The sequence below is a fragment of the Methylocaldum sp. MU1018 genome (assembly GCF_053646775.1).
In genome coordinates, this window is the sequence record NZ_CM132195.1 from 306383 (window position 1) to 318418 (window position 12036).

The 12036-nt window shown below is 61.4% G+C and carries 12 protein-coding genes; 3 read left to right on the forward strand and 9 right to left on the reverse strand.

Annotated elements, in window-relative coordinates; translation table 11 throughout:
- Positions 1-37 precede the first annotated feature (37 nt).
- Positions 38-658, reverse strand: coding sequence for a nucleotidyltransferase family protein (locus ACWJKU_RS01445; protein ID WP_454145253.1), 621 nt, complete (start codon positions 656-658; stop codon positions 38-40).
- 91 nt (positions 659-749) lie between these two features.
- Between ACWJKU_RS01445 and ACWJKU_RS01450 the strand changes: the two genes are divergently transcribed.
- From ACWJKU_RS01450 to ACWJKU_RS01460, 3 genes are read left to right on the forward strand one after another with little or no spacing between them, the layout of a single operon-like run.
- Positions 750-1211 carry a (2Fe-2S)-binding protein gene (locus ACWJKU_RS01450; protein ID WP_454145254.1) on the forward strand — a complete coding sequence of 154 codons (462 nt, stop codon included), beginning with the start codon at positions 750-752 and terminating at the stop codon, positions 1209-1211.
- 2 nt (positions 1212-1213) lie between these two features.
- Positions 1214-3382, forward strand: a complete 2169-nt coding sequence (locus ACWJKU_RS01455) for a molybdopterin cofactor-binding domain-containing protein (protein ID WP_454145255.1) — start codon at positions 1214-1216, stop codon at positions 3380-3382.
- A gap of 11 nt (positions 3383-3393) precedes the next feature.
- Positions 3394-4494, forward strand: a complete 1101-nt coding sequence (locus ACWJKU_RS01460) for an XdhC family protein (RefSeq protein WP_454145256.1) — start codon at positions 3394-3396, stop codon at positions 4492-4494.
- 45 nt (positions 4495-4539) lie between these two features.
- Here the strand turns inward: ACWJKU_RS01460 and ACWJKU_RS01465 are convergent, their stop codons facing one another.
- From ACWJKU_RS01465 to ACWJKU_RS01500, 8 genes are all read right to left on the reverse strand, one after another.
- Complete coding sequence (locus ACWJKU_RS01465; protein ID WP_454145257.1) at positions 4540-5145, reverse strand: CPBP family intramembrane glutamic endopeptidase; 606 nt, start codon at positions 5143-5145, stop codon at positions 4540-4542.
- A 9-nt stretch (positions 5146-5154) separates the two neighbouring features.
- Positions 5155-6549 (reverse strand): sodium:solute symporter family protein, encoded by a 1395-nt coding sequence (locus ACWJKU_RS01470; RefSeq protein ID WP_454145258.1) that lies wholly within the window; start codon positions 6547-6549, stop codon positions 5155-5157.
- Between the two features lie 473 nt (positions 6550-7022).
- Entirely contained in the window at positions 7023-7394 is a 372-nt protein-coding gene (locus tag ACWJKU_RS01475) for a hypothetical protein (protein ID WP_454145259.1), read from the reverse strand.
- 43 nt (positions 7395-7437) lie between these two features.
- Positions 7438-7614: a hypothetical protein gene (locus tag ACWJKU_RS01480; protein ID WP_454145260.1), complete on the reverse strand. Its 177-nt coding sequence runs from the start codon at positions 7612-7614 to the stop codon at positions 7438-7440.
- A gap of 299 nt (positions 7615-7913) precedes the next feature.
- A complete protein-coding gene (gene ntrC / locus ACWJKU_RS01485) occupies positions 7914-9326 on the reverse strand; it encodes a nitrogen regulation protein NR(I) (protein WP_454145261.1) in 1413 nt (470 codons plus the stop codon).
- Positions 9327-9904: 578 nt separating this feature from the next.
- Entirely contained in the window at positions 9905-10462 is a 558-nt protein-coding gene (locus tag ACWJKU_RS01490; RefSeq protein WP_454145262.1) for an SRPBCC family protein, read from the reverse strand.
- A 76-nt stretch (positions 10463-10538) separates the two neighbouring features.
- Complete coding sequence (locus ACWJKU_RS01495) at positions 10539-11012, reverse strand: CYTH domain-containing protein (protein WP_454145263.1); 474 nt, start codon at positions 11010-11012, stop codon at positions 10539-10541.
- Between the two features lie 89 nt (positions 11013-11101).
- The gene (locus ACWJKU_RS01500; RefSeq protein WP_454145264.1) at positions 11102-12025 is read right to left on the reverse strand and encodes a LysR substrate-binding domain-containing protein; all 924 of its coding nucleotides are present in this window, start codon (positions 12023-12025) and stop codon (positions 11102-11104) included.
- Positions 12026-12036: the final 11 nt, after the last annotated feature.

Below are 12036 nucleotides of genomic sequence, written 5' to 3' on the forward strand. Positions count from 1 at the left end.
GATGGATCGGAGGAAAGCCGATCTTGGCGAGTCGTCGTTATCGGCGATCCGGCCAGCGTGTCAGCCGCGCATAATCTTCCGCGGTATCGATATCCAAGCTAGCTTCCGGCAAGTCTACGAATACGGCGGACTCAAGATGCCGAAGGATGATCTTCTTTGCGCCTTGGTCGCCCGCAAGCCCGTCCAAATCGCCGAAAAGCGGACGGTGAAACAGCGCCGGCGCGCCGAAGGCATCGCCGTAGCGAGAGGCGACGACGGCCGGGCGGGAAACGCGGAACGCCTCGATCAGGCCGTTCAAATGGCGGTGCTCGATCAATGCCTGATCGCACAAGGCCAGAAGCACCGCGTCCAGTTCCGGTGCCGTTTCGCCGAGCGCCGCCAGGCCCGAACGGATCGAGCCGCCGATGCCTTCCTCCCAATCCGGATTGATGACGGACGAAAGCCGGAGTCCGGCCAGCTCGTTTCCGAGCGCCTCCGCGTTGGCGCCCAGGACGACGACGACCGGCGCGCAGCGCGAGGCCAGGGCCGCTTTCGCCGCCCGGCGCAACAGGCTTTCTCCGCGCCAGGCTAGCAGTTGTTTGGGTTCGCCGAGACGCCGGGAGCCGCCCGCGGCAAGCAGTACCAGGCCGATTTTCGGCTCGTTCGGGTCGGTTGACATCGTCGGGCGCCTCGGGCATTTTGCTGACTAAGCGGCTTAAATCGCACATGCGGTGCGGCTTTCATTATAAACATCGGCGAGGAGGGAACACATGATCGCGCTGAACGTCAACGGCAAGAGTTACCAGGTGGATGTTTCCGGAGATACTCCGTTGCTCTGGGTTCTGCGGGATCATCTCGGGCTCACCGGCACCAAATACGGCTGCGGCGTGGCGGCGTGCGGCGCGTGTACCGTACACGTCGACGGCGAACAGACCCGCGCCTGCGTCACTCCGGTTTCCGGCGTGGTCGGCAAACCGGTCACGACCATCGAGGGACTCTCCGCGCAGGGCGATCACCCGGTGCAGAAGGCTTGGATCGAAGCGGACGTTCCGCAGTGCGGCTATTGCCAGTCGGGCCAGATCATGGCGGCCGCGGCGCTGCTCGCGAAGAATCCCAATCCCGGCGACGCCGACATCGATAGCGCGATGTCCGGCGTATTGTGCCGCTGCGGAACCTATCAACGTATCCGCAAGGCGATACACCGCGCCGCGGATCTGGCGAAGGGAGCTTAGCCATGAGTGTCGAACCCACCCATCCGGGACGCCGGCAATTCCTCAAATCTTCGGCGCTGGTCGGCGGCGGCCTGGTCATCGCCTTCTATCTGCCGCGCACCATGAAGTTCGCCCTGGCGGCGGAAGACCCGGCCAAGACCTATCCGCCCAATGCCTTCATCCGCATCGGCGAGGACGAAACGGTCACGATCCTGATCAACAAGTCGGAGATGGGGCAGGGGGTCTACACCTCGCTCGCGATGCTGGTGGCCGACGAGCTGGAGGCGGACTGGAGCAAGGTCAGGGTCGAATCGGCTCCGGTCGCGCCGGTCTACAACCATACCGCCTGGAACATACAGGCCACGGGCGGCAGCACCAGCGTGGCGAGTTCCTGGGAACAGCTCCGCAAGGTCGGCGCGGCCGGGCGCGCGCTGTTGATCCGGGCCGCCGCGGATACCTGGAAGGTCAAGCCGGATTCTTGTCATGCCGAGGACGGCTACGTCATCCATAAACCGACCCGGCGGCGGCTGTCTTACGGCGCCTTGAGCGCCAAGGCCGCCGAGCTGCCGATGCCGGCCCAGGTCAAACTCAAGGATCCCAAACAGTTCAAGCTGATCGGCAAGCCGACCCGGCGTCTCGACACGCCGGCCAAGGCCAATGGCACGGCCCGATTCGGAATCGACGTGCGCTTGCCGGAACTGCTGACCGCCCTGATCGCGCGGCCGCCGGTGTTCGGTGGCAAGGTCAAGAGCTTCGATGCCGCCAAATCCAAGGCCGTTGCCGGCGTGGTCGACGTGGTTCAGGTTCCGTCCGGCATCGCCGTGGTGGCGAAGGATTTCTGGTCGGCCAAGAAAGGGCGCGATGCCCTGGACATCGTGTGGGACCGGGGGCCGAACGCCGACCTGTCTTCCGCAAAGCTGCGCGAGGAGTTCGCCCGCCTGGCCCGGACTTCGGGGCTTCCCGCTAGGGACAGAGGCGACGCGAATACCGTTCTTGACAAGGCGGCGAAACGGTTCAGCGCCGAGTACGAGGTGCCTTATCTGGCCCATGCGCCGATGGAGCCTTTGAACTGCACGGTGGATCTCCGCGAGGACCGCTGCGAGATCTGGACCGGCACCCAGTTCCAGACGGCCGATCGCGACCGGGCCGCGGCCATCGCCGGGCTCAAGCCGGAGCAGGTCGAGCTCCACACGACCTTTCTCGGCGGCGGCTTCGGACGGCGGGCGAATCCGCAGTCGGATTTCGTCAGCGAAGCCGTGCACGTCGCGAAGGCGGTGAAGAAACCGGTCAAGGTGGTCTGGACCCGCGAGGACGACATCAAGGGCGGCTACTACCGTCCGACGTTTCACGACCGGCTGAGCGCGGGCCTCGACGCGAAAGGCAATCCCGTCGCCTGGACCCACACCATCGTCGGCCAGTCCATCGCCATCGGCACGCCGTTCGAGGGGGCGATGGTCCGGGATGGGGTCGATGCGTCATCCGTCGAAGGGGCGGCCGATCTGCCCTATGAGATTCCGAACATCCGCGTCGATTTGCATAGCCCTAGGCTCGATATTCCGGTGCTGTGGTGGCGCTCGGTGGGGCATTCTCACACCGCCTTCGTGGTCGAGAGTTTCATCGACGAAGTCGCTCACGCCGCCGGCAAGGATCCGTACCGGTTCCGCCACGAATTGCTGACGAAACATCCGCGGCATCGGGGCGTTCTCGAACTGGCGGCAAAAAAGGCCGGCTGGGGCTCGGCCCTCGACAAAGGCCGCGGGCGCGGCATCGCCGTGCATGCCTCGTTCGGCAGCTATGTGGCACAAGTGGCCGAGGTCTCGGTGGAAGACGGACAAGCCCGTGTGCATCGGGTGGTCTGCGCCATCGATTGCGGCCAGGTGGTCAATCCGGACACCATCGCGGCGCAAATGGAAAGCGGCATCGTCTGGGCCTTGTCGGCGGCGTTCTACGGCGAAATCACTCTGAATGAAGGCGAGGTCGAGCAGAGCAATTTCACCGATTATCCGGTGTTGCGGATCGACGAGATGCCGGCGGTCGAGGTGCATATCGTACCGAGCCGGGAGCCGCCGTCCGGCGTGGGCGAACCGGGGGTGCCGCCGCTGGCGCCGGCGGTGGCCAATGCGGTGTTCGCCGTGACCGGCAAACGCATCCGGTCGCTGCCCTTGTCCAAGCACGATCTCAAAACCGTTTGAGGCGAAACGCCATGTCGCAGAGCAAGGAATTGCAGGACATTCTGGCCGCGCTTAGGGACGGCGGAAAGCCGCGCGTTCTGGCGACGGTGATCGAAGCCAAAGGTTCCACCTATCGGCGCGCCGGCGCGCGCTTGTTGATTCTGGAAGACGGATCGATGGTCGGCGGCATCAGCGGCGGGTGCCTGGAAGCCGATATCTGCGCCCGCTCCGAGAACATCGCCGCGGCCGGCCGACCGGCGGTCGTCACCTATGACCATACCTCCGATGCGGATTTGGTGTTCGGACTGGCGCTGGGCTGCAACGGCGTGATCCGCGTCCTGGTCGAGCCGCTGTTCGGAGGGGCGGTTCCCGGCTATCTTCAAGCCGTCGAAACCGGTTTCGAATCGCGCCGGCCGGTCGCGGTGGCTCTGGCCGTCGGCGGCATGGGCGAGCGCTTCTGGATCGGCGCGGACGACGCCGTCGGCGGAGAACTCGTCCAAAGCGCATATGCCGGGCGAATCATCGACGATGCGCGGGCGATATTGGGCAGCGGCCGATCGGAGCTGAAAACCTACGGCGGCGATGCGGGCGAGTTCGAGGTGTTCGTCGAGGGCGTCCAGCCGCCGCCAGCTTTGATCATTTTCGGTGCCGGCCACGATGCGATGCCTCTGGCGGATCTGGCCAAACGGCTCGGCTGGCATGTCGCGGTGGTGGACGGCCGTCCCGCCTACATCGCGCGGGAGCGCTTTCCGACGGCGGACGAGGTGCGTCTTTGCCGGGCCGAAGCCGTGCCGGACGAGATTCCGCTGGAGCAGGGCGGCGCGGCGGTGGTGATGAACCACAACTATCATCACGACCGGGCGATTCTCGCTCATCTGTTGCGCTCGCCGATGGCTTATATCGGCATGCTCGGTCCGCGCAGGCGCACTCAAAAAATGCTCGAAGAATTGGCCCAGGACGGCTCGAGCTTCGACGAAACCCGGTTGAGCCGGCTCCACGCCCCGGTCGGCTTGGACATCGGCGCGGAAACGCCGGAGCAGGTGGCTCTATCGATCATCGCCGAGATTCTGGCGGTCTCGTCCGACCGTTCGGGGGCGCCCCTCAAGTACCGCGCAGCGCCCATACACGGGTAGCCGGCGTTTTAGCGCGTTTTCAATCTTTCGGATAAGCCGGAAGCATCAGAATGATCGGCTTTTTTCCCGGCGATAGGTTTGCGCCACGGCGATGAAAGCGAGGAAGTCGTAGATGGCATGGATGAGAATGGGGATGACCAGATTGCGTTCGCCGCCGAAATCGAGCGCAATGCCCAGATAAACTCCGGTGAGCCCGGCAAGCAGGGCGTATAGGGGCGTAACCCAGTGCACCAGGGCAAACACCAGGTTGCTGAAAACGATGCCGCCGATCCACCCCCAGTTTTGCTCGAACCAGGGCTGAAGCAAGCCGCGAAACAGGATTTCTTCGGAAATTCCTGCCAGAAAACCCAGATACAACAACTCCTGCCAGCGGCAGTGGCTCAGGAAAGGTCCCAATTTTTCCACCAAAAAGCTTTTTACGGCACGCATGCCGCTCCACGGCAGGCTGTAGGACAGGGCAAAAAGCAAATAAAGCGGCAATGTGCCCAAAATGCCCCAGGCCAGCGCCATCGGGCCGAATCCGATATGCGCCAAGGGGTTGATCGAGACGGCCCAGCCTATTCCATAGGCTAGGAGGATCAGGCCGCCTTCGAACCAGGTGGCGATCTTCAGAAATTGGTTGTATCGAGTGGGAGGTTGTTGGTCCAGCATCGTTTCAAATTATATGGAGGCTTCTGCAGCCGTATTCATGGTGCGACTCTCCCATGCGGCAACGGCAAGATACGCCGTCAGGCTGGCCGCCAGGGATACCAAATAGGGCGTGGCCAGATCCAGCACATAGCTGCCGGCGAGCCACGCGATCGTTCCGGCGGCCAAAGCCGCGGCAGCGCTTTTGGCATGACCGATGCGAGTGAACAGGCCGAGCAGGGCGACGACGAAAACCGGAGCGCCGCCGAAGGCGGAAGCCTCTTCCACCAGTTCATGCACGCCGTCGGCGTGGAGTGCCAGCACATAGGCCACGATCCCGAAAATCAATACGCAGGCGCGGGCGATGCGCACCTTGCCCGACTCCGGCACGTCCCCGGCCAAGGGGATCACGAGATTGTGAGAAATCAGGGCCGAGGCGGCAAGAAGGGCGCTGTCCACCGTCGAAAGAATCGCGGAAATCAAAGCGCCGGCGAACAGCACGTAAGCAAAGGCGGACAGATGCTCCTGAGCGAGCCGCGGCAGGATTTGCTCCGGATTTTCAAGGCCCGGCAACAGATGAACGCCGGCCAGCCCGATGAAGACCGGAATCAACCCGACCAGCAGGTAGAGCCCCCCTCCCGCCAGGCAACTCGCCCTGGCGACGCGGTGGGAGCGGCTGGCCAGAATGCGCGCGCACAGTTCTTGCGCGAATAAAGAGCCGGTGATCGGGATGGCCCAGGTTTCGATGACCTCCAGCAACGGCTTTTCGCCGCCGCCGAACAACCGGAGCCGAGACGGGTCGATTTTGTCGAGACTCGCGCCGAAACCTCCATTGGCGTCGTTCACGGCATAAAAGAGAACGGCAAGGCCGATGATGAGGGCTATGCCCTGGATCAGGTCGGTTATGACATCGGCGAACAGGCCGCCGTATACGGTATAGACGATGACTACCGCGGCCGCGATCGTGATGGCGATGTCTACCTCGAAATTCGACGAGGCGGAAATGACCTGCCCGAATGCGCGAATCTGCGCGCCGGCCCACATGACCGACGTCGGGGCGATCATGAGCACCACCAGCCGCTCGATTTTGGGCGAATAGCGGATCCGGAACAAATCGGCCAAGGTCGTGAGCTTTTTTCGCCAGAGCGGCACCGCGAAAAAGAATCCCATCAACAAGAGGCAGGCGGCATAGCCGAAAGGATCGGCGGACCCGCCGGAAAGCCCCGATCGATAAATGGAACCTGCCGCGCCGATACAGGTTTCCGCCCCGAACCAGGTGGCGAAAACCGTGAAGGTGCCGAGTTTCAGGCCCAGCCTGCGGCCTGCCAGAAGGTAATCGTCCTCGCTGGAAATATGCCTCGATACCAGCATGCCGATCAGCAGTTGGATCAGGATATAAGCGAGGATACCGAGCAGCACGGCGTTCATGGGAGGCGGCACTCTCCGGAAAATTGGTGAAGCTGTGTGGGCGCGTAATTCTAGCGGATTGGCGAGGAAATGGCCTCGGGCCTGAGGCGCTTCGGTGCGCCGTCGCGCGGCGAGCCTCGGGAAAGCGATCGGAACGGCGGGGCGTGCGGAAAGCCGATGAGCCTGACCGCGATTCCGGCGTGATGTTCGGGCCGAATCGCTCCGCGGAAAGCCTCGAAGGCTACGATTGGCGTTTGAGCGGCCGCTAAGGGGCGGCGCCTGATCGAGGGATCGGGGAACCTCGGCGCAGGCTCGCGAGCCTCGTCCGGCGGAGAGACGCTTGCCCGGACATCCGAAAGCGCCCGCCATCATCATTGGCGGGAATGGTAAAAGCGGGCGTTCGGCGATGGTTTGGCGGCATGCCGCCGGAAATCCCGAACCGCGAACCGGCGTGATTCGATGCCGAGTTCAGCGGAGAGGGCGTAAGTCGCGTATTAGCCTTTTCCTGGGAGCATTCCCACCGAGCCCGGCTTGATCCGCTTGCAGGTCACGACGATATCCTCCACATGGCATCTTTGTTTTCCGGCGTCGTCGCTGCATTCCTCGCAGACCAATTTCCCCTGGTTTTTCTGCTCGGACAGGTACCACCCGTAGCCTTGGGTTTCGCAGAACAGTTTCGCGAACTTGGTGACGTTGTACGAATCGGTGGCTTTTTGAGCGGCTTCGTCTTTTGCGGCGCATTTTTGCGGCGGTATCGTGTTTCCCATGAGATCCCGTTCGATATATTCCGCCGCGTACGCGGTACCGCAGAAAAAGGACAAGGCAGCTAACAGGCAAAGCAATTTAGAGATCGATGCGCTTTTCATAAAAATCCCCTCCCGATAGTAGTGTGGTGCGACGCGACGGTAATCAATTTAAAACCCGGATGTTCATTTTGGCCGCTTCTTCCGCCAACTGCTGGCGAATGGGATCGTATTTGTCGTTTTCACTCAACTTGACCATCGCGATGGCGCCGACCAGCGCCGCCGTTATGAGAGCGACATATACCCAGAAATAATCTCTTTTCGCTTGGTTCTCGACATTCATTTTTTTTCACCCTAATCCAGTTATAAGCTGGCCTTCGGAGCCAGGGGTTATTAGGAGTCAGAATCGCCGCAGGCGCTTGATAGGGCCATTGCGGTTACTGCTTTTTTCAGAATACGAAGAAGCCGGTCCGGAACCAGCAATGGATTCCGGGCCGATACCCGTCGGCATGCGGCAGGTCACGTCGGAAAACAGCCGGTCGCTGCAGTGTGGTATCGGCTCAATACTGTATGCCCGGCTTGCGAGCCGTGTCAACTACGCGGTGAGGCCTTGTGCGGTCGGGTTCGCGCGATATGGAGAGATCAAACTTCAAGATTCAATTCATCGATTTTTCTTGCCAGGGTGTTGCGCCCGCAACCCAGAAGCCTGGCGGCATCTTGTTTGCAACCTTGGGTCATTTTCAGCGCCGCGATGATCAGAATGCTCTCGGCGGATTTTATGGATTCTTTGGCGAAGTTGCGATCGCCTTCTTTGAAGCGCCGATCCACCCAGTGTCGAAAGACATCCTGCCAGTTCTCGGTCGTTGGCGGGCATTGCGGCCGCATTTCCAGCAGTTCGGGCGGCAAATCGCCGAGATGAATTTCCCTGTCGGCAGCCATCACGCTGATCCTGCGGCAGGCGTCTTCCAGTTCGCGGACGTTCCCCGGCCAGTCGAGCCGGCACAGATAAGCCTCGACCTCGGGCCGCAGCACCTTGGTTTCCGCGCTCAATTCCCGGCCGGCTTTGGCAAGGAAATGCCGCAGCAGCGGGGGAATATCCTCGCGCCGTTCGCGCAGCGGAGGCAGGCGGAGGCGGACGGCGCCGAGGCGGTGATAAAGGTCCTCGCGGAACCGTCCCCACGCTACCAGGGCTTCCAGATTGCGGCGGCTGGCTGCGATGATGCGAACGTCGACCTTGGTTGGAGCGCGATCTCCCGCGGAGAAGATCTCGCCATCGACCATCGCGCGCAACAGGCGGCCTTGCAAATCGAGCGGCATGTCGTCGATTTCATCCAGGAACAGCGTTCCGCCGTCCGCTTGTTCGAAGCATCCGGGGCGCCGCCCGTAGGTTCCGAGGTCATGGCCGAACAGCTCGGATTCCACGAGGTGATAAGGAAGCGCGGCCATATTGACGGCGATGAACGGTTTATCGCTTCGCGGGCTGCGGCGATGCAGCGCGCGGGCGACCGATTCCTTGCCGGTTCCCGCTTCGCCGGTGATGAGTACGCCGATGTGGGATCGGGCGAGGCGGGCGATGATTCGGAGCACTTCCTGCATCGCCGGCGCTTCGCTGACGATCTCCGGGATTTTTTGCGGCATCGGCGGAAGTCGATGCGGCCACGGGCCGCGCTCCATACAGGCGCGGCGGACGAGGCTCACGGCATCGCCCATGTCGAACGGCTTGGGCAGATATTCGAATGCGCCGTGGCGGAAGGCCGATACAGCGAACTCCAAATCCGCATCTGCGGTCATGGCGATGACGGGAAGCTGGGCGTGACGAGCCAATAGCTTTCGTAACAGCGCCAGGCCGTCCAGCCCGGGAATCCGGAGATTGGCCAAAATCACATCCGGGCGACCCTGCTCCAGCGCTTTGAGCAGGCTGCGCGCGCCATCGAACGAGCGAGTCTCGAAAAACGCCTGGCGCAATGCGTTCTCCAATAGATTTCGAATGGGACGGTCGTCGTCGACCACCCATACCTGGGGCGATAACTGATCGGTTGCGCTAAGACTTTTCAAGAAAGGGTTCTCCGGGCTTCCATGATGCTCGCCGGCGCCTCGAATTCAGAACTTTGCATCTGCAAGCCGCGAAGCGAATGAGCCGCTGTTTTCCGCGTCGAAGGCGAGGCCGGCGGCCGCGGCGCGTAAACGATGTCTACGATGATCCATAGCCTGATCCGGTGGGGCGGGCGATTGCCGGAAGATTCGTTGCGTCATGCTTCTTCGTGCCGATGTATCGGAAAAAGTCGGGCTGGCCGTGCCGGCGGGAGAGTGCCGCGCGATGGTTCGGCCGTTCAAGCCGCAAGCCAGGCCCTGTTCCGTCCGCCGGTATTCGCGTTAGCCACGGTTAGGCCGTAGCGAAAAACGTTCTAAACGAGGACTGAAGAAGCGGCCGAACTGCCGCGCTCGGTATCGAGGCGATACCAGATATTATTAGATCAATGTTGCCGGTTTAAAACAACCGGTGCGGCTCAAATGAACCGCAGCCGAGGGGCTTTGGGGGAGATTGCCCGGCGGCGGGTTCGCGTCGCCGGGAAAAGCGCGGGAAAAAGGCGGTAAATACGCCGCGGGATAGCCGGCGGAACGGCCGGATCGGATCAGGCCGTCATGCCCGGATCTTCGATCTTGACGTTGAGGTGTTCCGGTCTGGCCGAGTCGCCCAGCTTGATGGCCAGGGCAATCAAATAGACGTCCATGACGCCGTAGTAACAGATCACAAAACGGTCGAAGAATCGGAACAGCGGATGATAGATGTTGTCCTGTTCGGTAATGGTGAGCACGGTGCCGCCGCCGTCCTCTTTGAGTTCGTAAATCCAGGTTCCGCTCAAGGGGAGATCGTCGCCGACGATCTTGGTGACGAGGCGCGATGGCGGCTTATGTTCGACGACTCGGAAATGCACCCGGCTGCATCGGGAACAAATCTCGTACCAACTGGGCAAGCCGTCGATATCGGGACCTCGTTCGATACGAACGAGACCCGGTCGCCAAGTCGCATAAGACTCGAAATCGGTGATGATGTCCCAAATCGCTTTCGGCGGAGCTTTGAGGCGGATTCGGCTGGCGGCTGCATGGGTTTTGGGCAACCTTTTGCCGATGCGCGTCGCCGCCGCGACAGCGACGGCAAACAGCAGCAGGATGAATAAAAAAGTCATCATGTCGGCGACTCCAGCGGCCAGGAAATCCGACTTCCGTCGAAAGCCCAGAAGAACGGCGGGGAGGGACCCGTCTTACTTAATCATGCCAGCTATTATAAGGAGTCGTCGACAAACTCGTATTGTAATAACGCGGATCGTAAGTCACTTCATCGCCCACCCAGGCCGGTTTCTCGAAGGCTTCGTCCGGACTTTCCAGTTCGATTTCCGCCACCACCAGGCCGGCGTTGTCGCCCTCGAAAACGTCGATTTCCCAGGTATGAGGCCCGATGTCGACGAAATACCGGGTCTTTTCGATGAGCGGTCTGCGGCTCAAGCCGCTCAACATCGCGTGAGCGTCGGCGATCGGAATTTCGTATTCGAACTCCTGCCGCTGGGTGCCTATGGTGACGCTCTTGATATTGAGCCAGGCCCGGTCGCCGCAAATCCTCACCCTGACGGAGCAATGCGTTTCATCGTTGAGATAACCTTGTCGAAAGTAGGCGGATTCCCGGACGGAATCGCGCCAGCGATCGTCGAGGACCAAAAATTTACGTTCGATTTCGAGAGCCATGGTCGATCGTTACTGCGTAATGAAAAATGACGCGCTTTCCGGGCAAGATTCGCGATCCGGGCGCGCCGGATCGGATTTTGGGGCATCGGCTATTCCTGTGCGTCGGCCCAATCTTCCCAGTAAGGCTTCGGATGAAAGCGCTCGCTCAGAAAGTCCACGAAGGTTCTGACCTTGGCCGACAAGTGCTTGCGATGCGGGTAAACCGCGTGGATTTCCAGGGGCGCGGGTACGTAATCGGTGAGCACCGGACTCAGCCGGCCCTTGCGGATGTCCTGGCCGACCATATACGTCGGCAGCAGTATGAGGCCCAAGCCATTGATGGCGGCCATGCGCAGGGCATCGGCGACATTCGCCTCCATGTTGCCGGTGACCTTGACCACCGTGGTTTCGCCGCCGGGTATGCTGAATTGCCAGTGATCGCGGGGCGGCAGGCTGGAATTGGTGAGGCAATTGTGCTTTCGGAGATCGTCCGGCGTGCGGGGTATTCCGTGTTTCTTAAAGTAATCGGGCGAACCGCAGACGATTCGTTGCGAACTGCCCAGTTTGCGCGCGATGAGGCTGGAGTCGCGCATCTCGTCGAGATGAATCGCGAGGTCGAAGCCTTCCTCGATCAGATCGATATAACCCGCCTGTAACACCAACTCTACGTTCACGTCCGGAAACGCCTCCATGTAGGCGGCTATCGCCGGTGCCAGATGATACGCGCCGAAGAACGGCGTGGCATTCACCTTGAGGGTTCCGCGCGGTTCCGTCTGCAACCGGGTAACGGCGATTTCCATTTCTTCCATCTCGTCGAGGATTTGCAGGCATCGCTCCAAATAAACCATTCCCACCTCGGTAAGGCTGAGATTTCGGGTGGTGCGGTTCAGCAGCCTGATACCGAGGCCATTCTCCAGTTGCATCACGTGCTTGGTCGCCATGGCTCTGGACAGCCCGAGTTCTTTGGCGGCCGACGCGAAACTGCCGGCTTTCGCGACCTTGGTGAATACCAACATGCTAGTCAATTTATCCATGATGATCCGAA